The organism is Nitratidesulfovibrio sp. D1, assembly GCF_051133415.1.
In the GTDB taxonomy this organism is placed as follows: Bacteria; Desulfobacterota; Desulfovibrionia; order Desulfovibrionales; family Desulfovibrionaceae; genus Cupidesulfovibrio.
In genome coordinates this window covers 52,644-77,940 of record NZ_JBPGNZ010000002.1, presented here as the reverse complement: position 1 = coordinate 77,940, position 25,297 = coordinate 52,644, and the positions used below count along the sequence as shown (strand labels likewise).

Sequence of the window (25,297 nt, the reverse complement as noted above, 5' to 3'; positions counted from 1 at the left end):
GCGCGCGCCGTTTCTGGCCTTTTCCATCCGCCGGGCGCATCGCCCGGAAATCGCCACACCGCGCCGCACGGGCGCGGTCCCGCCAGGAGCACTCATGCCAGAGGTCACCGTCACCGAACACCTGCTGCTGCACCAGAAGCGTTCGCCCGCCGCCACCGGCCAGTTCACCACCCTGCTGAACGACCTCATCCTGTCCGCCAAGATCATCGCCCGCAGCGTGAACAAGGCGGGCCTGCTGGATGTCCTGGGCGGCACCGGCGAGGTCAACGTGCAGGGCGAGAACGTGCAGAAGCTGGACGAATTCGCCAACCGCGTGCTCATCTACCGCATGGAGCGCTCCGGCGCGCTGTGCGCCATGGGCTCGGAAGAGAACGCCGACGTCATCCGCGTTTCCGAAAAGCTCGTCCGGGGCGACTACATCCTCATCTTCGACCCGCTGGACGGCTCGTCCAACATCGACGTGAACATCAACGTCGGCACCATCTTCTCCATCCTGCGCCGCAAGTCGCCCTCGGGCGACGACGCCACCATGGAAGACGTGCTCCAGGCAGGCACCGAGCAGGTGGCCGCAGGGTACATCCTGTACGGCCCCTCCACCATGCTGGTCTATTCCACCGGCCAGGGCGTGCACGGCTTCACCCTGGACCCCACCGTGGGCGAATTCCTGCTCTCGCACCCCGACATCCGCATCCCGGAGCGGGGCAAGATCTACTCCGTCAACGAATCCTACTGGCACTACTGGGACGAGCCCACCCGCGAGGCCGTAAGCTACTTCAAGGGCACCGCCAACGAGCGCGGCAAGCCCTATTCCCTGCGCTACGTGGGCTCGCTGGTGGCCGATTTCCACCGCACCCTGCTGTACGGCGGCATCTTCATGTACCCCATGGACCTGCGCGACCCCCAAAAGCCCCAGGGCAAGCTGCGCTTGCAGTGCGAAGCCTCGCCCCTGGCCTTCCTGGCCGAGCAGGCCGGGGGACTCGCCACCGACGGCACCGGCCGCATCCTCGACATCAGGCCCCAGGTGCTGCATGAGCGCGTGCCCCTGTTCATCGGCTCGCGCCGCGACGTGCAGGCCGTGACCGACATCTATACCCGTCGCGCAGGGTAGGGCGGGTCGGCGTTCTGAAAAAGACAATAATCGGGGAGGGGAAGGAAACTTTTGCGCGCTGCGGTCGCCATCCGTAAGGTTCGCTTCGCTCACCTAACGGCTGCCGCAAAAGTTTCCTTCCCCTCCCCGAACCCCTCCCCATCCTTCAAAACTTTTTAATTGGGCAATTCGGCCTCTGCGACGGCTCACCATGCTCTGTCTCGGCATAGAAACCTCGTGCGATGAAACCGCGCTGGCGCTGGTGCGCGACGGCATGGTCGTGGCCGACGTCATGTCCTCGCAGGCCGACGTGCACGCCCTGTTCGGCGGGGTGGTGCCGGAACTGGCCTCGCGCGAGCATTACCGGCTCATCGGCGCCCTGTGCGACGAGGTGTTGCGCCGCGCGGGCGTGACCGCCGCCGACATCGACGTGGTGGCCGTGGCGCGCGGGCCGGGCCTGCTGGGCAGCCTGCTGGTGGGCATGGGCTTCGCCAAGGGGCTGGCCCTGGCCACCGGCGCGCGGCTGGTGGGGGTCAACCACCTGCACGCCCACCTGCTGGCGGCGGGCATCGCCAATGAGTTGCCGTATCCCGCGCTGGGCCTGCTGGTGTCCGGCGGGCACACCCACATCTACCGCATGGAATCGCCCCGGCACATGCCGCTGCTGGGCCGCACCCTGGACGACGCGGCGGGCGAGGCCTTCGACAAGGTGGCCAAGCAGCTCGGCCTTGCCTATCCCGGCGGGCGCGCCATCGACGACCTGGGCCGCAAGGGCAGGGTGGCCCCTGCCATGTTCCCCCGGCCGTACGTGGACAACGACAACCTCGATTTCAGCTTCAGCGGCCTGAAAACCGCCGCCGGGGTGGTGGTGCAGGCCAACCCCGCCCTGGCCGATGCCGCGCGCGCCGTGGCCGATGGTTTGGCCCCCGGCGCTTCTGATGACGCGCCAGATGACGCTCCTGATGCCGCGCCCGTTCCCGCCCTGTGCGCCCTGTACGACCTGTGCGCCTCGTTCAACCACGCCGTGGCCGACACCCTGCGCATCAAGCTGGAGCGCGCCCTGGTGCGCGAAAACGGGCCGCTGCCCGGCACGCCCGCCGTCCCGGCCAAAAAGAAACGGAAGAAGGGCGGGGCAGTGGCGGCTGACGCCGGAGCGACCGCCGGACAGGCCGTTTCCGGCCAGGATGCCGGGGCGGCGCGCGAATCCGTGCGGGCGCTGGTGGCCGCCGGAGGCGTGGCCGCCAACTCGTACGTGCGCGCAGCCCTGGCGGATCTTGCCCGGCGCGCGGGCCTGCCGCTGCTTTTGCCGTCGCCCGCCCTGTGCACCGACAACGGCGTCATGGTGGCCCATGCGGGCTGGCGCCTGGCGTCCCTCGGGCTGGGCCACGGCCTCGCGCTGGAGGCCATCCCGCGCGGGCGGACGATTCCCGATGATTTCACCATGTTCCGGAGTATATAGAAGCGGGGTGTCCGCGCCGTCGTGCTTGACACGCCAGCAGCGCCCTACTATTTCTTCATAGGTTGGCAGGAGGCGGGGCAACCGCCGGGGCGACGCCGTGCGCGGTGCGCCGCGCAGCCCCCGCGAAACGTCGTTCCTGCCCATGCCGTTACCGGGTCCTGTCCGTATCGAGACCGGGCATTGACCGTCTCGTGTGCGGTCGCCGCATCGCATATATGACCAAAAGGAGTGCACCATGGCCGTTCAGATCACCGACGCCAACTTCGAAGCCAACGTCCTCAAATCCTCCCTTCCCGTGCTGATCGACTTCTGGGCTCCCTGGTGCGGTCCGTGTCGCGCGATGGGTCCCGTCATCGACGAACTGGCCGCCGAATACGACGGCAAGGTCCTCATCGCCAAGATGAACGTGGACGAGAACCCGGCCACCCCCTCCAAGTACGGCATCCGCGCCATTCCCACCCTGATCCTGTTCAAGGGCGGCGAAGTGGTCGAGCAGATCACCGGCGCCGTGTCCAAGAGCAGCATCAAGGACATGATCGCGCAGAAGGCCCTTGGCTAACATGAAGACATACGACGCCATCGTCATTGGAGGAGGGCCGGCCGGCATGACGGCCGCCCTCTATCTTTTGCGTTCCGGCGTAAGCGTCGCCTTCGTCGAAAAGCTGTCTCCCGGCGGCCAAGTGCTCATGACCGCCGAGATAGAGAACTACCCCGGCTTTCCCAAGGGCATCCAGGGGTGGGAACTGGCGGACCTGTTCGCCGCCCACCTCGAACGCTACCCCCACGACAAGTACAACGACGCGGTGACCGCGTTCGAACCCTCGCCCGGCGCCAACCGCGTGCGCGTGGGCGACGAGTGGATCACCGGCAAGGCCGTGGTGGTCTGCTCCGGCGCCCGCTACAAGAAGCTGGGCCTGCCGGACGAAGACCGCCTGATCGGCAAGGGCATCTCCTACTGCGCCCTGTGCGACGGCAACTTCTTTCGCGGACAGAAGGTCGGCGTGGTGGGCGGCGGCAACTCCGCCCTCGAGGAATCGCTGTACCTCGCCAAGCTGGTGGCCAACCTGCGCCTGATCCATCGCCGCGACGAGTTCCGCGGCTGCAAGTGCTACCAGGAAAAGGTGCAGTCCGCGCCCAACATCGACATCGAGTATTCCTCCGTCGTCAGGAAGCTGCACGGCGACAACGCCCTTACCGGCGTCACCCTGGCGGACGTGAAGACGGGCGAAGAACGCTTCCTGCCGCTGGACGGGCTGTTCATCTTCATCGGCTTCGAACCCGTGGGCGACTTCCTGCCCGACGGCATCGACAAGGACCCGCAGGGCTTCGTCATCACCGATACCGAAATGCGCACCAGCCTGCCGGGTGTCTTCGCCGCCGGGGACATCCGGTCGAAGTCCTGCCGCCAGGTGACCACCGCCGTCGGTGACGGGGCCACTGCCGCAACAGCAGCCTTCACCTACCTGGAACAGCTCGATGCGTAACGCCCTTTCCCGTATCCTGGCCGTCGTGCCCCCGTTGCTGCTGGTGCTGCTGCTCTCGGGTTGCGGCATCATCGACTACTTCTACCTGCCCCCGCCGGAAGAAACCGCGCAGGAACTGTTCGAGTCCGGCAACGACGCCATGCGCGAGAAGCGCTACGGCGAAGCGGCGGAATCCTTCAGCAAGCTGAAGGAGCAGTTCCCGTTCAGCCCCTACACCATCGAGGCCGAACTTTCGCTGGCCGACGCCCACTTCCTGGACGAGGACTACCTGCTGGCCGGCGAAGCCTACAAGGAATTCGAAACCCTGCACCCCCGGCACGAGGCCATTCCCTACGTGCTGTACCAGGTGGGGCAGTCGCGCCAGAAGGCCTTCCTGTCCATCGACCGGCCCACCACGGGCCTGACGGAAGCCATCCAGTACTACCAGCGCCTGCGCGAAAGCTATCCCGGCACCGAATACGCCGAGAAGGCCAAGCAGCACATCGCGGAATGCCGCCGCCTGCTCGCCGAGCGCGAACTGTACATCGGCGACTTCTTCTGGCGCGCCGAGCGCTATGGCGCAGCCTGGCGCCGCTACGTGTATGTGGTGGAGAACTTCCCGGAAATCGAGGACCTGCGCGAACACGCCGAATCCAAGGCCAAGGTTGCCTACCTCAAGTACCGCCAGCAGCAGTCGCAGCAGGTGCACGAACAGCGCGAAGGCTCGTGGAAGCGCTGGTTCAAGTGGCTGTAGGATTCACGGCACCGCACGCAGCATGACGCATGAGGGCGGCCCCCCGCGAGGGAGGCCGCCCTTTCGTCTGTCTGGCGGCCGGTGAAGCCGCGCCGTGTGCATCCGATCAGTTCAGGAACCCGCGCACGCCGGTGAACACGATCTGCGCCGACAGGGCGGCCAGGATCAGCCCGGTGATCTTGCTGAGGATGGAAATGCCGGTGCGGCCCAGCAGCTTTTCGATGGCCGGGCCGATGTACAGGAGCACCGCCACGCACAGCACGGCCGCCAGCAGGCCCAAACTGGCCACCACCCGTTCCAGCGGGCCGCGCACCGTGGCGCCCATGACCATCAGGGCGCCGATGGTGGCGGGTCCCACGGTGATGGGAATGGCCAGCGGCACCACGCTGATGTCGCCGGTCACCTCCTGCACGCGCGAGGGCTGCGGGTCGCGCACCAGGGCCACGGCGGACAGGAACAGCAGCGAGCCGGACCCGATGCGGAAGGCATCCAGGGTGATGCCGAACAGGGTGAAGATGTACTCGCCGAAGAAGTACAGGCACATGCACACGGCGTACACGGCCATGCCCACGCGCACGGCCAGCCGTCGCTGCGTCTGCGGCGTCATGTCCCGGGTCATGGTCAGGAACATGGTCAGCACGAAGAACGGCGTCAGCAGAAAGAACATCTTGACGAGGGTGGTCACGAACAGGTTGACGATGGCGCTCATGGGTGCCGCTCCGATGGGGTGGCAGGGTGTGCGTGCGGGTGCCCCGCCGTGGCTGGCACGGCGGGGTGGGCAGGCGGATTGTACAGCGCGGGCAGTTCGCCGGGAAGGGGGGACCTCCGGGCGGCCGCCCGGAGTTTCGGACGGTATTAGGCGCGGTGCACGGGCAGCGCGCCGAAGGACTGGCTGGTGGGCATGACCTCGATGCGGCTCACGTTGACGTGGGCCGGGCAGGACACGGCCCAGGCGATGGCGTCGGCGATGTCCTGGGGATGCAGGGCGGACGCGCCCTCGTACAGTTTGGCGGCGCGGTCGGCATCACCGCCGAAGCGGACCATGGAAAACTCGCTTTCCGCCAACCCCGGCTCGATGTTGGTCACGCGCACGCCGGTGCCGTGCAGGTCGGCCCGCAGGCCGCGCGAGAACTGCATGACGAACGCCTTGGTGCCGCCATACACGTTGGCTCCGGGGTAGGCATAGGTGCCGGTGATGGACCCCAGGTTGACCACGTGGCCGCGCCCCCGCTCCACCATGCCGGGCAGCAGGGCGCGGGTGACGTGCAGCAGGCCCTTGATGTTGGTGTCCACCATGGTGGTCCAGTCGTCCAGGCTGCACCGGTGGGCGGGCTCCAGCCCAAGGGCCAGGCCCGCGTTGTTCACCAGCACGTCCACGGCGCGCCACGCCTCGGGCAGGTTCGACTGGGAAAAGGCGGCCTGCACCGCGTCGCCGTCGCGCACGTCGAAGCACAGCGGCAGGCAGTTGCCGTCACCCAGTTCCGCCGCCAGCGCGTCAAGCCGGTCCTGACGCCGCCCGGTGGCGATGATGCGCCAGCCGTCGGCGGCGAAGCGGCGCGCGGTGGCCGCGCCGAACCCGGCGGTGGCCCCGGTGATGCAGACGATGCCCACGCCGGATGCGGGCTGGACGGATGCGGGGCGGGTGGTGGCGGCAGTGGAGGTCATGGCGGTGTCCTGTGGGCTGTGGTGTTCCTGAAGGGGCTAGGATGCACCCCAAAAGAGGGGAGCGGCGGCACGGAGGCGCATACTAGCCCCGGTGCGCCCGTCAGGCAAGCCGTTCGTCCGCACAAACGGTGGTGCGCGCCCGGCCGATGGCCCGTACGGATTTGTTGCATGCGCCGCATGTGCATATCGACATGGAACGCGCCCCCGTGCTAGGCTTTGTGCAAACACCGTCGCATTCCGGTGCGGCGGTCCAGCGGTGCCGGCACGCCTTCCGGCGCCGATGCCTCTTCCGGCCGCGAGCGGCCGTACAGGACCATCCCCGCGCCGTCCCCGGCGCACGTCCAACCGCAACCCAGGAAGGCACACATGGCCCATACATTCACCTATCCCCGCGACGTGAAAACCGTCTACTACTTCGGCACCTGCCTCGTGGACATGTCGTTCCCGCAGGCGGGCATGGCGGGCATTCACCTGCTGCGCCGCGCCGGGGTGGAAGTGGTCTTTCCGCAGGAACAGTCGTGCTGCGGCCAGCCCGCGTACAATTCCGGCTTCCTCGAAGAGGCCAGGGCCGTGGCCAGGGCGCAGATCAAGGCATTTTCGAAAGCCGACTGGCCTATCGTGGTGCCCTCGGGCTCGTGCGCGGGCATGATGCGCCACCACTACCCGGAAATGTTCGCCAACGACCCGGAATACTTCGATGTACGCAAATTTTCCGAACGGGTCTTCGAACTGGGCGATTTTCTGCACAACGCCCTGCACGTGCGGTACGAAGACAAGGGCAAGCCGGTGAAGGTCACCTGGCATTCCTCGTGCCACGCCATGCGCGAAATGGGGGCCACGGCCGCGGCCAAGGCGCTCATCGGCCAGCTGTCCAACGTGGAACTGGTGGAAATCGAGCGCGAATACGAATGTTGCGGCTTCGGCGGCACGTTCTCCATCAAGCAGCCGGAAATCTCGGCCGCCATGGTGGCGGACAAGGTGGAGGACATCCGGGCCACCGGCGCCTCGGCCATCCTCTCCGGCGACTGCGGCTGTCTCATGAACATCGGCGGGGCCATGGAGCGCACCGGCGTGCCCGTGGCGCCCCGACACCTTGCCGAATTCATATGGGAGCGCATCAATGGGTAGCCAGCACCTCGACTTCACGGCCAACGTCACCGAGGCCCTTGCCGACCGCCAGTTGCGCGCCAACTTCAAGTCGGCCCTCACCGGTCTGATGAAAAAGCGCGTCGCCGTGCTGCCAAACGCCGAAGAAATCGAACGCATGCGCGACGACGCCGAGGCGGCCAAGCGCAACGCGCTCGCCAAGCTGCCGGAACTGCTGGAACGGCTGGAACGCAAGTGTACGGAAAACGGCATCATCGTGCACTGGGCCGAAACCACGGCAGAGGCCAACGACATCATTCTGGGCATCATGCGCAGCCACGACGCCACCAGGCTGGTGAAGGGCAAGTCCATGGTCTCGGAAGAGATGCACCTGAACCACTTTCTCGAAACCCACGGCATCGAGGCGCTGGAGACGGACCTTGGCGAGTTCATCATCCAGCTGAACCACGAGCCGCCCTCGCACATCATCGTGCCCGCCGTGCACAAGAACCGCCAGCAGGTGGGGCGCATCTTCGCCGACAACCTGGAAGGCATTCCCTACACCGACGTGGTGGAAGAACTGAACGCCATCGCCCGCAAGACCCTGCGCGAAAAGTTCCGCACCGGGCACGTGGGCCTTTCGGGCGTGAACTTCGCCGTGGCCGAAACGGGCACCCTGGTGCTGGTGGAGAACGAGGGCAACGGCCGCATGTGCACCACGGTGCCGCCGGTGCACGTGGCCGTCATGGGCCTGGAAAAGGTGGTGGAATCGCTGTCCGACCTGCCGCCCCTGCTGCGCCTGCTCACGGCATCGGCCACGGGCCAGCTGGTCACCACCTACGTCAACTGCATCACCAGCCCCCGCAAGGAAGGCGAAAGGGACGGCCCCAAGGAAATCCACCTGGTCATCCTGGACAACGGCCGCTCCAGGATGCTGGCCGACGCCCAGTTGCGCCGCACCTTGCAGTGCATCCGCTGCGGCACCTGCCTGAACCACTGCCCGGTGTACATCCGCATCGGCGGGCACGCCTACGGCTCGGTGTATCCCGGCCCCATCGGCAAGATTCTCACCCCGCAGATCGACGGCCTGGCGGAGAAGGGGGTGCTGGCCACCGCCTCCAGCCTGTGCAACGCCTGCGAAGAGGTGTGCCCGGTGCGCATCCCCATTCCGGGCATCATCCGGCGCATGCGCACCGAGGCGTACGACGAGAAGGACGACGGCGTGGTCAAGGGTCACGGCGCCAAGAAGAACCTGCTGGAAACCCTGGTCTGGAAGGGCTGGGAACTGACCTACCGCATCCCGGCGCTAAACAGGTTCGTGGTGTCCATGCTGGGCAAATTCGGCGACAAGCTGCCCAACGTCGGCCCGCTGAAGGCCTGGACCAGCGTGCGCACCGCGCCGCGCTTCGCGCCCAAGAGCCTGCATCAACTCGCCAAGGAAGAGGGGATCCGCCATGAGTAGCACCGCCCGCGACCGCATCTTCGCGCGCCTGCACGCGGCGCGCACCACCGTTTCGCCCTACGTGCCGCGGGGCGGCAGCTGGCAGGCCCCCATGCTGGACAAGGCCCAGCGCATCGAACTGCTGAAGAAGCGCATGGAAACCGTGCGCTCGGAAGTGCACGTGGTGCCCGAGGCGGAATGGCCCGCCAAGCTGCTGGAAGTGCTGAAGGCCCGCGAACCGCAAACCATGGCCTACGGCCACGACGCATGGTTCGGCGGCACCCTGCGCTCCAAGGTGAAAGGCAAGGGGCTGCCCAAGCTGGTGCCCTACGGCGAAAACGTGGAAGCCTTCCGCGACGAACTGTTCGGCATCGACGTGGGCATCACCTCGACCCTGGGCGGCATTGCCGAAAACGGTACGCTCATCGTCTGGCCCACACCCCAGGAACCGCGCCTGCTCTCGCTGGTGCCCACGGTGCACATCGCGCTGCTGAAGGCCGACACCATCTACAGCACCCTTGCCGAGGCCATGCGCGAGATGCGCTGGGCCGAAAGCATGCCCACCAACGCGCTGCTCATCTCCGGCCCGTCCAAGACGGCGGACATCGAGATGACCCTGGCCTTCGGGGTGCATGGGCCCAAGGAAGTGATCGTGCTGGTGCTGGATTAGCCGAAAGCACGCACCACACCTGACGACGCCATAACCAGCGCGCCGGGAAGGGGGGATTCCCTTTTCCCGGCGCGTCGCGCATGGTGCGGCGGAACATCCGCCGCAAAAGAGGGAATAATGCCGGAGAACGCCATCCCGAACGGCCATGCCGCCGACCACCATTCCTTTTGCGGGCACGCCTTCTACAAGCATTTCAAGGGGCGCTACTACCAGGTTGTGGGGGATGCCCTGGACACGGCCACCGAGGGCAGGGTGGTGGTCTACCGCACCCTGTACCCGTCGGGCCATGCGCTGTTCACCCGCCCGTACGACGAATTCCACGGCTGGAAGGAAAATGCCGACGGGCAACGGGTGCGCCGCTTCACGCCGGTAGGCCATGCCGATCTTCCCGCTGACGCCCGCGCCCACGTCATTGCCGCGCTGGACCTGACGGCGGGATAGGCGGCCTTTTCGGCCAGGCATCTCCCGCCCGTTGCGCATGTCCGCCTGAAGTCGATGTTCATCATCAATGACAGCGGGATGCGCTCTTTGCTGGTCACGCCGGAATGGCCGTGATAGGATATCGTGCGCCTGCTTCCCGGCCATTTCCCTGGTCACGCAGCGGGAGAAAAGGCGCACGCCCCGCACGCCTGCATGGCATGCGGAACAGCATCCCCAATGCACGGTCCCCGGAGGCGTCATGCAACCCCACGACTACGAAACCGCCCTGCGCGAAAAGAACGCCGCCGCCCTGTCATCGGTGCTGGCCGCCGTGCTGCTGACCGCGCTCAAGCTGGCGGTGGGCGTATCCACCAACAGCCTCGGCATCCTGTCGGAGGCGGCCCACAGCGGACTGGATCTGGTGGCCGCCGCCGTCACGTGGTTCGCGGTGCGCATTTCGTCCCGCCCGCCCGACGCGCGCCACCCCTACGGCCACGGCAAGGTCGAAAACCTTTCCGCCCTGGTGGAAACGCTGCTGCTGCTGGTCACCTGCGGGTGGATCGTGTGGGAGGCCATGCACCGACTGTTCGTGGAGCCGGAAACGGTGGTGCCGTCGGTCTGGGGGCTCGGGGTCATGGGCGTGTCCATCGTGGTGGACATCTCGCGTTCGCGCATGCTGCGCCGCGTGGCCAAAAAGTACAACAGCCAGGCCCTGGAGGCCGACGCGCTGCACTTTTCCACCGACATCTGGTCGTCCGCCGTGGTCATCGTGGGCCTGCTGGCCCTGCTGGCGGCGGACCTGCTGCCGGAAGGCTCGGCTCTGCGGCCCCTGCTGGAGCGCGCCGACGCCGTGGCCGCCCTTGCGGTGTGCGCCATCGTGGTGCACGTCAGCCTGGGCCTTGGCCGCCGGGCCGTGGATGCCCTGCTGGACGGCGGGGACGCGGGGCTTGCCGGGCGCATCGAGGCGGCCGTGGCCGCGCAACCGGGCGTGGTGCGGGTGGACCGCACCCGCGTGCGTGAAAGCGGGCCGCACGCCTTCGTGGACATGACCGTCATCGTGGCGGCCGGGCTGTCGCTGGAAGCGGCCCACGAGATCACCCGGCAGGCGGAAGCCGCCGTGCGCAAGGTGGCCCCCGGCGCGGACGTGACCATCCATTTCGAGCCGCAGCAGGCGGCGGAGCGGGACGTGACGGCCCGCATCCGCTGCGTGGCCGCGGCCCACGCGCTGCCCGTGCACGCCGTGGAGGTCGTCGATGCCCAGCCCACAGCCGATGCCCCGCACGACCTGATGGTGGAACTTCATGCGGAACTTGAAGGCAGCATGCCCCTGGCCGACGCGCACGCACGGGTCACCGCCTTCGAGGAGGCCCTGCGCGCCGAACTGGGACCGCTGCACGTGACCACCCACATCGAGCCCGCACAGGATACCGCCACCACGGCCGGGCAGACGCCGTCACGCCTGATGGAATCGCCGCGCATCCAGGTAGCCGTGCAGGCCGCTTCCGATGCCGAGCCCGGCGTGCGCGACTGCCACCATGTGCACGTCCGCAGGCACGGCGAGGACGTATCCCTCAGCTTCCACTGCCGCATGGCCCCGGAAACCCCGGTCACCGAGGCGCACCGCGTGTCCGCCGCCCTGGAGGCCCGGCTGCGCGCCAGCCTGCCCGAACTGCGCCGGGTGGTGGTGCACATGGAGCCGGAGGGGGAGTAGGGCGGACAGTCCACCCTCCCTTCTCCAATTGTCCAGAGTTCCATTCCCTCCTTCAGAAACGCGCTCGGTACAACGCGCAGATATCCAGCGGAAGCGGAGCGTGACTTCGCGCTACCGGAGACAGAGCGTCTTGTTCAGCGCCAAATGGAGCGATTACGGGAAGGGGAGTGACAGTGTAACCGTAAATGACAAGCGCCCTTGGCTAGTCGAGTGGCCAAGGGCGCTTCGGTTTACCGCTACCGTTCAATACCGGCTTGATACGTGCGAGTAGTGGCTGCGATGGCTGGAATGACTGGAATGGCTGCTGTGGCTGTAATGCTGGGCATGCAGTTGTGACGCATCGCCATCTTTGATGACGTCCGAGAAATATAACTTGTCACTTGCATCTTGCCATTTCAGGGAAGGAGCCATTTCGGCCGGAACGAGTGGAATGCTTGCATCGGATGAATTTGTTATTCCCAACGTCGAAGCGAAGATTCCCACAGCGAAAAAAATTTTGTAGATAAGTGTACGCATTTATCCCTCCTTTATGATTGTTTCTCAATTGATTGCCGAAATATGAGAGCTTTGCACAGAAGATGTGCTGAAAAATCCACAGCACTCATCTCTCTCCTTGCATGTGGAACATTCGTCAATAAAATAATTCTTCCATGAAGATATTGATTTCCGAGAAAATGACCGTATATCCTCATGGCACAGACACAGCGGAGTATTATACACCGATACGCGCATCCCACGTTTGTGCAATGCAAGAGTCGATTTTCGCAACTCCGACTTGTAATTGAATGGGTCTATGTAAATTGATTCCATGTTGTCATTCGCAATGCCACATATTTCCATCGTCATCAGCGCATAATGGACACAGAAAGGAAAGTATCTATACATATGCTCAGCAAATTCTGGAAGTCGAGCATAGTTCCTCCTAGTCACCACATGTCGTATCTCTGTGGGAATACGATGTTTTGAAATGTTATATATGCCATCTTGAGTTTTACAATAGCTACCATGTATACCGACAATATCATCGTGAATTTCCGGAATGTCCGAGTGCAGGGAGACGCAAAAAATATCGTTGCCTTGCGACAGTCTGGCCACTTCCCTGGAAAATGCGGCATCGGAAAATCTTTTGGCATTCGTCAAAATGCTAACGTGCGCCCTCGGATGTTCAGCATGGCATCTGTGCAATATTTTTAAAAAATTTTCGGCAACAATGGTAGGTTCTCCACCCGTGATGCAAATATTCGCAACGTGCTTGCCTTTCAACAAATCCAGTATCCTGACCGCTGCGTCAAAGAGGGCAGGAGCATGCTTTCTGGGCGGTTGAGGACACATCAAGCAACGACAGTTGCAGGCTTCCGTCAGCATCAGGCTATTTTGCTGCGAGTCGTTTTCCCATAAAACAAGGACTTCTCCAGTGCCTGAGACACTGACGATATCCCCCTGCTTGAAAAGATTCATGTCATCATTGCAGATTTCTCCCACCGTATGCGGGAGGAAAAACTTGTTCTCAGGAGGCGCGGAGGAAAGAACGGCAAGATAGCCCGTGCACCCCATATCAATGCTATCCGTAAGCAAAACCTTATCGTGCCGATCATAAAAAGGCACTCTTCGGGTAGTCACCTCTCCTATGACCGTCTCAAACGACGTTGATGGCTTTCCAACAACTCTAAGCATTTCTGTCCACCGTGGGAGATCGGGCAACCCAACTCCAGATGATATTTTCTTCTTCTTCCGACATGTCTGCCAGTAAAGAAAAAATGAAGTCAAATATTCCCTTATGCTTTATGCAAAACGGTGTGCCTTCCATCTTCCGGATTTCGCTGCCGGACTCCAGGTAATTTCTTACAGGATCGGTGCCGCAGAATGCCTGATAGACGCAGTGGGCACAGCTTGGCGTTACTTCGACGCAGGCGTCTTTGATGATACTCCGCAGCTTGGAACCGCCAAATATTTCTTTATACGGGTCACGGTGAACATTGCCCAAGTTGAAATGGACATCGCCCATCCGGGCGAGCATCCGGGCTTCATCGGAAGGATACACCGACCCGTCATAGTCATAGATAACCCCGCTGATTCCGATGCCAGCAGGAGATTGCAGGTCTACAAATCCCGTGGAGAATGGTGTTAGTATTCTGGAGAGAAGGATTGTGGCAAAATGCTCCGGGAAAAAGCGTGTTCTATTTATCGAAAGGATGTGCCGCAATGCCTCGGTATACGCTGCAACAAACTCATGCATATCATACCCCAGCACACCGGACTGCTCCGCTGCAAACCCGTAAGGATTCAATGAACGAATAAAAATTCCATTAAAACCTAGTACGATATACTCTTCTATGATTTCAGGCAATTTCCTCAGAGAGAAAGCCGTTGTGGTCATCAGGGCATCCACATTGTCCTCGCCTACAATCTCCCGTGCGAGGAACAAGTTGCGGATAAAAAGATCATAGGAACTTCCCCTGGACCTCAAAACACGATGCTTGTCATGCAGCGGCTTTGCTCCATCCAATGAGGTGGAAATGCAAATGCCGTGATCGCGGCAAAAGAGGAGTTGCTCTTTCGTTATGCCTGTAAGATTTGTGCAGAGAACAAAGTACAATACCTTGTCGGATTTTTGTTGCTTTTTCTTGGCGTAAAGAACGGTTTCCTTGACTACGTCCCAATGCAGAGTTGGTTCGCCGCCTTGAAATTCAATTTTTATGGACTTTGAGGGCGATTCAAAAATTGTATCCACAATTTTTAGAGCCGTATGCACAGGCATGTCATATTTGTGGGCATCATGTTCAGCACATGATACTTGGCAATATTCACAACGCTGATTGCAGCGCAATGTCACGACCATCATGTGCAGCGAAGTGAAGTCGCGGAGATAGGCTTTTCTCGATCGATATTTTGCGGCTGTTTTTTGCAAAGAAAATTCATTATTTTCCGCTTGCTCTAGAAACAGACGACTTTGTAAATCGAAGTACTGCCTATTTTCTTTGGTAAAATTCCCGGAAATAATATCTTCGAATGTACTTTGGGGGACAAAAGAATAGTCCCCGCACTCGTTAACCAGCAAGACTTGACCATTAGGATGGTATCTGAACTGAAACGGCAAAAATCTGGTCATTGTCTTTCCAGCGGGGAGAACGCATGTGCAACAATTATCTCCCTCAGTTTCCCAAAACGATTTTGAAGGTCGTGCCGGACTTGCTGCTCTATCAATTCATTGCAAAATATCTTTATGGCGCTGGAGACGTCACCGTCATCATCCTTGGAGCGAAGATAGACTTCAAAGCTGTCATCGCCGTGAGGCTGAATCCCCACGTAATATCGTTCCGTAAACTTGGCTGCCGCTACAAAAACGGGTTCTCTTGCAAAGAACTCCTTGCTCAAAATGACTTTTCCGCCGTCTTGCTCCGGAAATAAAATCCCCTTCATTCTCTATCCCCATAAATCTAGCCTGGTTATGGATAAATGACGGCATGAATGAAACGTCAAACATAACATTGCGCTATAGCGCTCGTCCTTGCCCGCCAACGACCGGAATCCAAAGACGATCTCTCAAAACCGGCCTTCGCAACGAGGGCTGGATGCCAACTATTTATACAATTGTTAAAAGTGGAAGTCGAGCCTTTTTCATACAATTGTTTTATGAAAAAAGTTCAAGGATTACCGCAGGCTTTTGGCAAAGTGATGTCGGAAGCACGAGGGCGGAAGGCAATGTCGCAAGAGCAGTTGGCCGAAGCCATCGACTCGACAAACGTCTATATCAGCTTGCTTGAAAATGGGCAGCGGCAACCATCGCTCAATGCGGCAATATTGATCGCCCACAGCCTGGGAATGTCCCCAGAAGAGCTGGTTGCACAAGTTACCACCCTGCTCAAATCCAAGTAGTGCTGCCTGTTGGGGTAGACATGCCCCAGATGGCGGCGTCACTTGGACACACCCACGCGCAAGTCACAGCGCATTTTCATTCATATCCGGAGCGCGTCCCACAGCCAGCCCCAACGTCCGCACGTACCATGACCGGAAAGGACAGCGCGGCGCGTGAAAAAGCAAGCGGTTACTCGCGTCGGGGTTGCGCGGCGGGCAAAAAAACGTACAATCCCCAGTTACCCGGTGGCTGCGGCCCTCGTCGCGCGCCGGAGCCTGTACGTGTCGCATCCCGAGCACCGCATCCCGTCCCGCACGGCAGTTCCGGAGTCTTCATGTCCGCACCCGATCTCGGTCGCTTCATCGCCGGTTTCCGGCGGTTTCAGAAAAGCTGGTTCTGCCGCGACCACAACCTGTTCGAAAACCTGGTGGAAGAGCAGTCGCCGAAGGCGCTGGTCATCGCGTGCAGCGATTCGCGCGTGGACCCGGCCCTGCTGCTGGACTGCAACCCCGGCGACCTGTTCGTGGTGCGCAACGTGGCCAACCTGGTGCCCCCGTACGAGGCGCACACCACCACCCAGCACGGGGTCAGCGCCGCGCTGGAATTCGCCGTGCGCAGCCTGAAGGTGGAAGACATCATCATTCTGGGCCACGCCCGCTGCGGCGGCATCAAGGCTCTGCTGTCCGGCGCGGCCGGGAGCCGGGACGATACGGAGTTCCTGTCGCGCTGGGTCAGCATCGCCGCGCCCGCGCAGGAGCGGGTGCAGGAAAGCTGCCCGCACTGCTCGGAGCAGGAACTGCACCGCGCCTGCGAGCAGGAATCCATCCTGGTCTCGCTGGAAAACCTGATGACCTTCCCCTGGCTGCGCGCGCGGGTGGAGCGGGGCGAACTTTCGCTGCACGGCTGGTTCTTCGACCTGGAAAAGGGCGAACTGCTGGGCTGGGACGCGGCTACCAACACCTTCCAGCCCATGGTGCGCGAGTGCATCTGACAGCGCGTCCGGATTGAAATTCAGCCTCCACAGGCGCGGGGTTGCGACATCCCCAAGTGACCTGCCACGGCGCGGACCCGCGCCAGCCGCGCCCGCTACGCCATTGCCCGGCACGCCCTGCCGTCTCGCCGCGCTGCCCGCGCCGTATTCCTTCCTTAGAACACCTTGAGAAAAGCCGCCGCGCATCGTATGGTGGCAGACGGAGCAAAGGCGCTCCTGCCGCCCCGCGCGCGCCAGACAACGCCGCGACCGGCGGAAGGCGCCCCCAGCCCGCGCCATGCGCCGGACGGGGGCGTTTTCCCGTCCCTCCGGGCACCCACGCACGAGACAACACGGCACCGCCGTCGTACGGATATTCCCGCATGTTCTTCTCGAAATTCTTCTCCGGTTCGAGGAACGAACCGGAAGCCCCCACCCGCGACGCCAACGCGTCCGCTGATGCTCCGTCCGGCGGTGCTGCCCCCGGCAATGGCGGCGAGGCTCCCGAATCCCCCGGACAATCGCCCGGAGAATCACCGGACCAGCCCCACGAGCCGGGCCGTTTCGGCGGCCTGGGCGACCTGTTGGGCGAGCAGGAGCGCAAGTACGTCCTGGCCTACATCGTCATCGGCATCGTGCTGGTGGAATTTCTGGTGGCCATCGTGGCCATCTGGCAGGGCGTCGCCAACGTGCAGAGCATGCCCGACGGCACGGTGCGCTTCCGCTTTCCGTGGGGCGGCTACCTGGTTTCCGTGGCCGCCGCGCCGGTGGTGGTGCTGCTGGTGTTGCAGGTCATCGCGCTGGGCTACACCCGCCTGATCAAGGGCGACCCGGTGCTGACCGAGGCGCAACTGCGCCAGTTGCCGCCGTGGTTGCAGAAGATGCTGGCCGCCGTCAACGGCGTGCCCACCTTCCTGCTGATGCTGGGCGTGACCCTGCTGGCCGTGGTGATCTACTACTTCGACCGGGTGCTGGGCTTCGTCATCCGGTTGGGCGAATCCACCGAACACCTGGTGCTGTGGGTGGGCGGCGGCGTGCTGGCCGCGTGGTGCGTGGGCTACCTGGGGCGGATGTGGTTCGCCTACAAGGTGCGCCGCATGCAGGAGGAATACGCCTACCGGCGCGAGGTGCTGGACCGCACCGGCATGATCATCGTGGACCAGCGCAGCATGCTGGCCCAGTTGCCGGGACAGGCCGACGGCATGACGCCGCGCGCCCTGCCGGGCACCATCGACGTATCGCCCTCCGGCGGGATGCATGCCCCCAGGGTATTGCCCCCCGCGCCCCCCGCGCCGCCCGCCGCTCCCACAGTGGAGGATGCACCGGCCGATGACGCGAGCGTGGCCCCCGTTGTGGAGGTCTACGACGCCACTGCTCCCGATGCTGTCGCTGAGCCCACCGCTAACCCTGTCGCTGAGCCCGCCCCCGCGCCCAAAAAACCCCGCGCACGCAAGAAGGCTCCGAAACAGCAGGGGGCCGAATAGCAGGGGGCCGAATAGCAGGGGGCAAGAAGAGCAGGGGCGGAACGGCCCTCAAAAATACGAAGCCGGGTGGCGTCGCGCGACGCCACCCGGCTTCATGATTTTTTCGTGCGGGTGCGGCTTCCGGCCTACGGCAGGGCCGCTACCACTCGCCGGGGGCGACGCCCAGCAGCCGCTGCACCTTGACGATGGCCGCATCGCACGCCCGGCGACCGGCCGGGGCGGGGTTGTCGTCCTCGTCCTCTATCAGATGGGCGAACAGTAGGGTGCGGCCGTCCGAATTCCCCGCCCAGCCCACGAACCAGCCGATCTGGCGGTCTTCGTCGCGCGTCCCGTCGGGCAGCAGGCGCACCCCGCTGCCGGTCTTGCCGTACAGCTTCCAGCCGCCCTGCAAGTCCTGCACAAACAGGATGTGCCGGGTCATTTCCTGCGCGTGCGCCGACACCGGCAGCTCGGAGCGCACCAGCCTGCCGATGAAGTCCACCTGCTCCTCGGGCGAGATGGCCAGGCTGCTGGACAGCCACGAGCGGGTCAGGCCGTCGTCGGTCCCGGCCTTGCCCGATGGGCCGCACCGCCCCGAGACGTCGCGGTTGCCGTAGCCCAGACGGTCCACGTAGGCCGCAAAGCGCTCCATGCCCAGTTCCCGCGTGGTGGCCTGCGAATACCACACGCAGCTGTTGCGCATCCACATGACGGGGTCGTGCGGTTGCTTCCACATGTCGTACGCCACGTCCAGGCGTTCGTCGTAGGGGCGCGCCGGGTGCGTCTCGTCGATCAGAATGCCCGCATCGTAGCCCATGAGGCTGATGGCGATCTTGAAGGTGGAGCAGGGCGCGCGGCGGGTGGTCAGGTCGCCCTCCGCCGCCAGTATCCCGTCGCCCTCGCGCGCGAGAAAGCTGGTGGCGGCGCAGGCCGGGGACGGCAGCGCGGTGAACAGCCCGAGGCACACCAGCAGCAGCGGGAAAACACGAAATATCTGCATGCATCGCCTACGCAAGAAAGGTTGGGAACATGACGTGCCGGAAGTGATGATAGAAGGCCGCCGGTCCACCGTCAAAAAAAAAGGGGCCATGCGTCTTTTGTCGGCGGCCCCTTGCAATGACAGCCGGTTTTGGGCCAACATGCCCGGCATATACCTACGCCGGTCTTTCAGATGTGGAGGTGCACCATGGCGGACATGCAGGGATACGAGCAGTTGGGGCTCTTCTACCTGGGGCGGGAACTGGACATCGCCAGCGGCGAGGCGGCGCGGACGCCCCTTCTGTTCAGGAACAAGGACCTCACCACCCATGCCGCCATCATCGGCATGACCGGCAGCGGCAAGACCGGCCTCGGCATCGGCCTGATCGAGGAGGCCATCATGGACAACATCCCCTCGATCGTCATCGATCCCAAGGGGGACATGGCCAACCTGCTGCTCACCTTTCCCGCGCTGTCGCCCGCCGATTTCCAGCCCTGGATAGACCCCGCCGAGGCCAGCCGCAAGGGACTGACCGTCGAGGCCCACGCCGCGCAGGTGGCGAAAACGTGGGAAGACGGCCTGCGCGGCTACGGCCAGACACGGGAACGCATCGCCAGCCTGCGGCAGAAGACCGGCTTCACCCTCTACACCCCCGGTTCCGGGCTGGGCGTACCCGTCTCGGTGCTGGGCGATTTCGCCGCGCCGCCGCCGGACATCCTTGCGGAAAGCGACATCCTGAACGCCCTGGTCGGCTCCACCGCCACCAGTCTGCTGAGCCTCATCGACGTGCACGGCGATCCCCTGCAAAGCCGCGAGCACATCCTGGTCAGTTCGCTGCTCCTGCACCACTGGCGCAAGGGCGAGGGACTGACCATGGAAAGCCTCATCGGCGGCATCGTCAGCCCGCCGTTCACGAAGATCGGGGTCTTCCCCATGGACGGCTTTTTCCCGCAGAACGACCGCCTGGCGCTGGCCATGCGCCTGAACAACATCATCGCCAGCCCCACCTTCGCCGCCTGGACGCAGGGCCGCCCGCTGGACATCCAGCGCATCCTCTACGGCGAGGACGGCCGCCCGCAAACGGCGATCTTCTCCATCGCCCACCTTGCCGAGGCCGAGCGGATGTTCTTCGTGACCATGCTGCTCAACCAGGTCATCGCCTGGATGCGCCGCCAGCAGGGCACGGGGTCGCTGAAGGCGCTGCTGTATATGGACGAGATATTCGGCTACTTCCCGCCCACGGCCAACCCGCCGTCCAAGAAGCCCATGCTCGTCCTGCTCAAGCAGGCGCGCGCCTTCGGGCTGGGGGTGGTTCTCTCCACCCAGAACCCGGTGGACCTCGACTACAAGGGGCTGTCCAATATCGGCACCTGGTTCGTGGGGCGGCTGCAAACCAGCCAGGACCAGGAACGGGTGGCCGGGGGCATTGCCGGGGCCAGCGACGGAAAGCTGGAACACGGCCAGGTGAAGAGCCTGCTGTCGCGCCTGAAGGGGCGGCAGTTCCTGCTGACGTCCGCGCACCTGGAAGCGCCCCTGCTGTTCGAGACCCGCTGGACTATGTCCTATCTGAAAGGCCCCATCGCGGGCGACGACATCAGGCGGCTCGCCGGGGAAGGGTGGACGCCGCCGGACAAAAGCGCCGCCGCCCCCCTTGCTACGCACGGGGAACGGACCGGCGGTCCCGACGGGCATCCGCCGTTGCTCGCGGGCACCATCGAACAGTTGTACTACCTGCACCCCGTGGCCAGCGACGCGCCGGTGTTCGTCCCCTGGCTTTCCGCCCGCGCGACGTTGCGCTTTCACAACCCCGGCAGGAACATCGACGAAAGCCGCGACGTCGCCCTGCGCCTGTATCTCGACGACCGGTTCGTCCGGCCCGAATGGGCGGACGGGGAGGACATCCCCTTTCCGGAGGCCGACTGCCTGCGCCAGCCGCCGACGGGCAGCCGCTTCCACGAGGTGCCTGCGGCCATTTCGCGGTTGAAGGATCTGAAGCCCCTGCACAAGTCGTTCGTCGATTTTCTCTACCAGTCGTGGCAACTGGAACTTTTCCGGGCGGCGTCGCTGAAGATGGAGTCACGCCCCGGCGAAACCCTGGGCGACTTCAAGGTGCGCGTGGCGGACGCCCTGCGCGAGCGCAAGGACGCGGCGCTGGACGAACTGCGGCGGAAATACGCCGTGCGCCAGAAAAGCCTGGAACAGAAACTGCTGGCCGCCCAAGGCAAGCTGGAGCGGGAGCAGGGCGACGTGCAGTCGAAAACCGCCGACGCCCTGATTTCCTTCGGAACGGCGGTGCTTGGCGCGTTCCTGGGGCGCAAGACGTTTTCGGCGGGCAACGTTTCGCGGGCGGCCACCGGTTTCAAGAGCGCCGGACGGGTGATGAAGGAAAAGGGCGACGTGCAGCGCGCCGAAGAATCCATCGCCCTCTTGCAGCAGGAACTGGCGGACCTTGCGGCGGAAATCGAGGAAAAGGCGCGGCAACTGGCGGCGACCTACGATGTGGAGTCCTGCCCCATCGAATCGTTTGCCGTCAAACCCCGGCGCAGCGACATCTTCGACGTCCGCCTGTCCCTGCTCTGGGAAATGGCCCTGTAGTCGCTGCCCGGAAAAACGGCCTGACAATGCCGGCGCCCGTTGCGCCGCGCCAGGGGGCGGGCGGGCCGGGTCCGAAAAAGATTCGGGCCGACCTGCCTTACGGCGGGTCGGCCCGGAAATTGGTGGAGGCGGCGGGAATCTTGCCGCTCAAAGAAAGAACCTTACTTTTTTAGCTAGATAGGCACCATCAACCTTGGAGAGATGTAGCAAGTTTTTGTAACAGGTGCAAGACAGAGCAGGCTGCTTGTCAGGCAAAAAACTGTAGCCAACAGGCGCAACGCGCTCCATCCGCAAACGTGTGGGGCAGGAGCACCTACCGGCGAAGGCTTTCATACAAGGTCTGGCGCGAAATGCCGAACTCACGCGCCAAGGCTGCAACCTTCTCCCCCGATTTTAATCGGCGACGAATCTCGGCAATCTGCGTGCTGTCGAGGCTCGGCTTACGCCCCCTGTATTTCCCGGCAGACTTCGCAATCGCAATACCTTCCTTCTGCCGCTCTTTGATCATTGCCCGTTCAAACTCGGCTACTGCGCCTATGATTTGAAGCTGAAGCCGCTGAAAAGGGGAGTCCTGCCCGTTGAACTCCAAGCCTTCCTTGTGAAACTTGACGGTAATACCCGATGCGGTCATCGCCGTCAGGATGGAAAGGAGGTCTTGGAGGTTACGGGCCAAGCGGTCGATAGAGTGGACGTGCAGTACATCCCCCTCCCTTATAAACGCAAGACAGTCCTTCCAGGCAGGCCGATTGGTTGTGCCCCCGCTTACCCTATCTTCAAACACTCGATCTAAAGTGACGCCCTCAAGCTGGCGGGCCGTATTCTGGTCGGCTGTGCTGACGCGGATGTATCCGATGTTCTTCCCGGTGGTCATACCCTTCCTCCGTTTGGCACCAGTGAGAGATGTGTCAGGAAAGGGTTTAAGACATCTGACCGAATATGTCAAGAAACCTAAAAAACGATCCTACACTGACAGAAAGAGTGTCAGGCAAAGATGTCAACTTGCGGTCTACCCTAGGCTGACACACAATCGAACGGTAAGCATGGATGATGACAGCAGCAATCGACCGAGGCGATTGCTTGGCTCGCCTATGGTGGACGTCCGGAGAGTGGTGGTCGTCGTCCCAGTCAGCGGTGATCCTTGGTCACCTCCATGCATGAGAAGCACCCCGGCCCCGGAAGCGCACGAGGATGGACAGAGAGCGACGGAACGAGAGACGGATGGGCCAAAGGTCGGGCAGCGGCGGGGAAGGGCGTTCTTCGATGGAAAACGGCCCACGGTGTTACGATGGGCAGGTAGCGACCCTGATCGTATGGATTGTGACCACCCCGGTACGGGGGGAATATGCCCCGGTCGGTGTGAGAGATGGGCTTTCAGATTTTTGCGTCAGAACATCCGGGGGCTATGAAGCCGACGAAGACGACGGCGACGGACAACAAAAAATGACGTGAGGGTCTTGCCTGCTGGATGAGGGCGACTTAATGGATGCCTACCTGATCTCCCCAATGCTGGCGACCACGTATGCCGAACCCCCTCCGGCAGCGTGGTCGCTCTTTTTCATGCCCTTCCCATCGCCAGCTTCTATCCCTAATGCCTCGCCCTGGCTTGCCTGTGGGGAGATTCGCCAGCACCGGGGCCAGCGGCAGGCATGAGCGGCGGCGACGAGGCCGACCCTGACGACGCATCCTCTAGGGACTGAATCACAGCGTTGATCGTCGCAATGACACCGGGGTGGGCGTGCTTGCTGAAGATGATGTATCGTGCGTTACCTGCGGGGATGTCGTCGAGCCTGATTGTTGTCACCTCATCACGAGGGATGGACGCCGCCTTCACGAGCGCATCGACTTCCTCCGGGGGAACTAGGACACCATCGATCCTGTAGTTGCGAAGCATCTTGAGAAGCTGCACCCGCATTCCGGCAAGATGATACACATCCCCGGCATGCCTTGCGATGATTCGGTCGCAGTATTCGCCTTCGGAATATCCAACAATAGTTCCAAGGCGGAAGAAGCTGTCTTCCATCAGCTCCACGAAGGTTCGGCGCTTCCTGAATTCGGCTGCACGACTGGACAGCACCAGAAGCTCTGGTGGTTGGTTTGTGTAGATGGGACGTGAAAAAATGAAACGACGTTCCCGTGCTTCAGTGCGGAACCAGCCGATAGAGATAGCAGTCGGGTCAAGCTCGACCCGCTCCAAGGCTCTTTTGGCTGGCATGGGTTTGAACTCGTGCCGTATACGGGCTGCCTCTAGGATAGCCTTTACCTTGGCTACAAGCGTCCCTTTCGGCTGCCCGTCTTCTGTATAGTAGTACGGGGGATGCTCGATGTAGCAGACGTACAGATGATCTACCGGCGCAGCGTACGAGACGTTCCCTGCCAATGAGCAGGAAGCCAGCGCAACGGCCTGCAATAGAAAGCGTTTCATGACCTTGCTGCCCCAATAGGCTTAACAAGATGAGGGGACCTCCATCATCCACATTAAGCCCAAGGACAGACACAGGCAAGACGCAGTTGCAGCCGTTTACGCCTGCTTTGTAGTATCGTGCTGTTGATTCTGGGAAAAAGAGCGACTACGCCGCGCACGGTAAGGGGGTGGGGGGTATGCCGTGGCTGGGCGTAGTCGCAGGCCAGAGGAGACCTTGGTCATTGATTTACGGCAGTGCCCGGCCTGAATCAAGCCCCTTGCTCCGTCCAATCATGACCCCCTCCCAGAACACCCCCGTCATCTTCAGCAACCCCGACCTGTTCTCCGGCAACCTCCGCGTCATCATGCAGGGTGACGATCCGTGGTTCGTGGCGAAGGACGTGTGCGATGCCCTCGGCCTGACCAACATCACCGTGGCCCTCGCCGGTCTTGACGAGGACGAGAAGGCCCAACTTAAGCATCCCTTAAGTTCGCATGGTGGCCGCGCCCCGCTGATCATCAACGAATCCGGCCTGTACTCCCTCATCCTCCGCTCCCGCAAACCCGAAGCCCTGCGCTTCAAGAAGTGGGTCACCGCCGAAGTCCTGCCCTCCATCAGGAAGACCGGCGGCTACATCATGGCCCGCCCGGACGAGGTAATGACCTTACACTATAAGGCCATTGGCGACGAACCCAAGCGCGACAATCAACAGTCTCCTCCTGCCTGACGAGTTTACTACTGCTCCGTGCAGTATACGAGGCAGCCCCGGAACGTCGCCGCCGTCACCAAAGATGACCGCTGCTACTTCTCGCCCCGCCATGTGTGCGATGCGCTGGGTATCGACTGGAAGTCCCAGCATGTGAAAATCATGGCCGATCAGGTGCTTGCCACCTGTGTGGTGGAAATCACCACGCAGCTCCCCGGCACCGGCCAGAGCCGCGCCTACGTCATGCTCCCCATCGAGTTCCTGTCCGGCTGGCTCTTCACCATCAAGAAGGTCCGCCCCGAAGTGCAGGACAAGCTGAACGTCTTCCGGGCCGAGGGCTTCGTCGCCCTTGATGCGTGGTTCCGTAAGGGGCTGCGCCATTCGCCCACGGCGGTTGCTTCGGCGGCACCTTCGCCCACTGGCAGATCGCCTTGGCCTACCTCATGTGGCCTAAGATCAAACCCGCAATGAAGAGTGTCAGTAGTAGCTTCCCCGCCTTATCCATATCCGCGTTGAGTGCCCCACTTATGAAAAGAGTGAGCATGTAGCCGATAAATAAGGCACCGCAAA

At 62.8% G+C, this 25,297-nt stretch carries 24 protein-coding genes and 1 pseudogene; 16 read left to right on the top strand and 9 right to left on the bottom strand.

The window, feature by feature from the left end; genetic code table 11:
- Positions 1-94 precede the first annotated feature (94 nt).
- The 5 genes and pseudogenes from fbp (at position 95) to ACR4XJ_RS03505 (ending at position 4,763) form a co-directional block, all read left to right on the top strand.
- Entirely contained in the window at positions 95-1,108 is a 1,014-nt protein-coding gene (gene fbp, locus ACR4XJ_RS03525) for a class 1 fructose-bisphosphatase (protein WP_434753903.1), read from the top strand.
- A gap of 190 nt (positions 1,109-1,298) precedes the next feature.
- Positions 1,299-2,441: pseudogene (gene tsaD, locus ACR4XJ_RS03520) on the top strand (tRNA (adenosine(37)-N6)-threonylcarbamoyltransferase complex transferase subunit TsaD); the annotation flags it as partial.
- Between the two features lie 340 nt (positions 2,442-2,781).
- Positions 2,782-3,105: a thioredoxin gene (trxA, locus tag ACR4XJ_RS03515; protein WP_309541912.1), complete on the top strand. Its 324-nt coding sequence runs from the start codon at positions 2,782-2,784 to the stop codon at positions 3,103-3,105.
- Position 3,106: 1 nt separating this feature from the next.
- Positions 3,107-4,030, top strand: a complete 924-nt coding sequence (locus ACR4XJ_RS03510; protein WP_434753902.1) for an NAD(P)/FAD-dependent oxidoreductase — start codon at positions 3,107-3,109, stop codon at positions 4,028-4,030.
- Positions 4,023-4,763 (top strand): outer membrane protein assembly factor BamD, encoded by a 741-nt coding sequence (locus tag ACR4XJ_RS03505; RefSeq protein ID WP_434753901.1) that lies wholly within the window; start codon positions 4,023-4,025, stop codon positions 4,761-4,763. The genes ACR4XJ_RS03510 and ACR4XJ_RS03505 overlap by 8 nt, the downstream gene beginning before the upstream one ends.
- 106 nt (positions 4,764-4,869) lie before the next feature.
- On the opposite strand, the gene ACR4XJ_RS03500 is transcribed toward ACR4XJ_RS03505, so the two are convergent.
- Positions 4,870-5,472: a MarC family protein gene (locus ACR4XJ_RS03500; RefSeq protein ID WP_434753900.1), complete on the bottom strand. Its 603-nt coding sequence runs from the start codon at positions 5,470-5,472 to the stop codon at positions 4,870-4,872.
- Between the two features lie 146 nt (positions 5,473-5,618).
- A complete protein-coding gene (locus ACR4XJ_RS03495; protein WP_434753899.1) occupies positions 5,619-6,428 on the bottom strand; it encodes an SDR family NAD(P)-dependent oxidoreductase in 810 nt (269 codons plus the stop codon).
- 366 nt (positions 6,429-6,794) lie between these two features.
- Between ACR4XJ_RS03495 and ACR4XJ_RS03490 the strand changes: the two genes are divergently transcribed.
- The 5 genes from ACR4XJ_RS03490 to ACR4XJ_RS03470 all read left to right on the top strand — a co-directional run bounded on the left by ACR4XJ_RS03490 (position 6,795) and on the right by ACR4XJ_RS03470 (position 11,756).
- Positions 6,795-7,556 carry a (Fe-S)-binding protein gene (locus ACR4XJ_RS03490; protein ID WP_333507202.1) on the top strand — a complete coding sequence of 254 codons (762 nt, stop codon included), beginning with the start codon at positions 6,795-6,797 and terminating at the stop codon, positions 7,554-7,556.
- Positions 7,549-8,976 (top strand): LutB/LldF family L-lactate oxidation iron-sulfur protein, encoded by a 1,428-nt coding sequence (locus ACR4XJ_RS03485; protein WP_434753898.1) that lies wholly within the window; start codon positions 7,549-7,551, stop codon positions 8,974-8,976. Before ACR4XJ_RS03490 ends, ACR4XJ_RS03485 begins: the two co-directional genes overlap by 8 nt.
- Entirely contained in the window at positions 8,969-9,625 is a 657-nt protein-coding gene (locus tag ACR4XJ_RS03480; RefSeq protein ID WP_434753897.1) for a LutC/YkgG family protein, read from the top strand. The genes ACR4XJ_RS03485 and ACR4XJ_RS03480 overlap by 8 nt, the downstream gene beginning before the upstream one ends.
- A gap of 117 nt (positions 9,626-9,742) precedes the next feature.
- Complete coding sequence (locus ACR4XJ_RS03475; protein WP_434753896.1) at positions 9,743-10,066, top strand: DUF1653 domain-containing protein; 324 nt, start codon at positions 9,743-9,745, stop codon at positions 10,064-10,066.
- Between the two features lie 238 nt (positions 10,067-10,304).
- The gene (locus ACR4XJ_RS03470) at positions 10,305-11,756 is read left to right on the top strand and encodes a cation diffusion facilitator family transporter (RefSeq protein WP_434753895.1); all 1,452 of its coding nucleotides are present in this window, start codon (positions 10,305-10,307) and stop codon (positions 11,754-11,756) included.
- Between the two features lie 243 nt (positions 11,757-11,999).
- Here ACR4XJ_RS03470 and ACR4XJ_RS03465 read toward each other — a convergent pair whose 3' ends face one another.
- From ACR4XJ_RS03465 to hxsD, 4 genes are read right to left on the bottom strand one after another with little or no spacing between them, the layout of a single operon-like run.
- Complete coding sequence (locus tag ACR4XJ_RS03465; RefSeq protein ID WP_434753894.1) at positions 12,000-12,272, bottom strand: hypothetical protein; 273 nt, start codon at positions 12,270-12,272, stop codon at positions 12,000-12,002.
- 24 nt (positions 12,273-12,296) lie between these two features.
- Positions 12,297-13,430: a His-Xaa-Ser system radical SAM maturase HxsC gene (hxsC, locus tag ACR4XJ_RS03460; protein WP_434753893.1), complete on the bottom strand. Its 1,134-nt coding sequence runs from the start codon at positions 13,428-13,430 to the stop codon at positions 12,297-12,299.
- Positions 13,423-14,865 (bottom strand): His-Xaa-Ser system radical SAM maturase HxsB, encoded by a 1,443-nt coding sequence (gene hxsB / locus ACR4XJ_RS03455; RefSeq protein ID WP_434753892.1) that lies wholly within the window; start codon positions 14,863-14,865, stop codon positions 13,423-13,425. Before hxsB ends, hxsC begins: the two co-directional genes overlap by 8 nt.
- Positions 14,862-15,176, bottom strand: coding sequence for a His-Xaa-Ser system protein HxsD (gene hxsD, locus ACR4XJ_RS03450; protein WP_434753891.1), 315 nt, complete (start codon positions 15,174-15,176; stop codon positions 14,862-14,864). The genes hxsB and hxsD overlap by 4 nt, the downstream gene beginning before the upstream one ends.
- Before the next feature lie 213 nt (positions 15,177-15,389).
- Between hxsD and ACR4XJ_RS03445 the strand changes: the two genes are divergently transcribed.
- The 3 genes from ACR4XJ_RS03445 (at position 15,390) to ACR4XJ_RS03435 (ending at position 18,066) form a co-directional block, all read left to right on the top strand.
- Positions 15,390-15,632 (top strand): helix-turn-helix domain-containing protein, encoded by a 243-nt coding sequence (locus ACR4XJ_RS03445; RefSeq protein ID WP_434753890.1) that lies wholly within the window; start codon positions 15,390-15,392, stop codon positions 15,630-15,632.
- 314 nt (positions 15,633-15,946) lie between these two features.
- Positions 15,947-16,603, top strand: a complete 657-nt coding sequence (locus ACR4XJ_RS03440) for a carbonic anhydrase (protein ID WP_434753889.1) — start codon at positions 15,947-15,949, stop codon at positions 16,601-16,603.
- A 362-nt stretch (positions 16,604-16,965) separates the two neighbouring features.
- The gene (locus ACR4XJ_RS03435) at positions 16,966-18,066 is read left to right on the top strand and encodes a hypothetical protein (protein WP_434753888.1); all 1,101 of its coding nucleotides are present in this window, start codon (positions 16,966-16,968) and stop codon (positions 18,064-18,066) included.
- A gap of 139 nt (positions 18,067-18,205) precedes the next feature.
- Here ACR4XJ_RS03435 and blaOXA read toward each other — a convergent pair whose 3' ends face one another.
- Positions 18,206-19,045, bottom strand: a complete 840-nt coding sequence (gene blaOXA / locus ACR4XJ_RS03430; RefSeq protein ID WP_434753887.1) for a class D beta-lactamase — start codon at positions 19,043-19,045, stop codon at positions 18,206-18,208.
- 186 nt (positions 19,046-19,231) lie between these two features.
- On the opposite strand from blaOXA, the gene ACR4XJ_RS03425 reads away from it, so the two are divergent.
- Positions 19,232-21,619: a helicase HerA domain-containing protein gene (locus tag ACR4XJ_RS03425; protein WP_434753886.1), complete on the top strand. Its 2,388-nt coding sequence runs from the start codon at positions 19,232-19,234 to the stop codon at positions 21,617-21,619.
- Between the two features lie 313 nt (positions 21,620-21,932).
- On the opposite strand, the gene ACR4XJ_RS03420 is transcribed toward ACR4XJ_RS03425, so the two are convergent.
- Together ACR4XJ_RS03420 and ACR4XJ_RS03415 are read right to left on the bottom strand one after the other, a co-directional pair.
- Positions 21,933-22,490, bottom strand: a complete 558-nt coding sequence (locus ACR4XJ_RS03420) for a recombinase family protein (protein ID WP_043608081.1) — start codon at positions 22,488-22,490, stop codon at positions 21,933-21,935.
- 714 nt (positions 22,491-23,204) lie between these two features.
- Positions 23,205-24,041 carry a substrate-binding periplasmic protein gene (locus ACR4XJ_RS03415; protein WP_271370213.1) on the bottom strand — a complete coding sequence of 279 codons (837 nt, stop codon included), beginning with the start codon at positions 24,039-24,041 and terminating at the stop codon, positions 23,205-23,207.
- A gap of 272 nt (positions 24,042-24,313) precedes the next feature.
- Between ACR4XJ_RS03415 and ACR4XJ_RS03410 the strand changes: the two genes are divergently transcribed.
- Together ACR4XJ_RS03410 and ACR4XJ_RS03405 are read left to right on the top strand one after the other, a co-directional pair.
- Entirely contained in the window at positions 24,314-24,748 is a 435-nt protein-coding gene (locus tag ACR4XJ_RS03410; protein WP_434753885.1) for a BRO-N domain-containing protein, read from the top strand.
- Positions 24,749-24,766: 18 nt separating this feature from the next.
- Complete coding sequence (locus tag ACR4XJ_RS03405; protein WP_434753884.1) at positions 24,767-25,198, top strand: phage antirepressor N-terminal domain-containing protein; 432 nt, start codon at positions 24,767-24,769, stop codon at positions 25,196-25,198.
- Positions 25,199-25,297 lie beyond the last annotated feature (99 nt).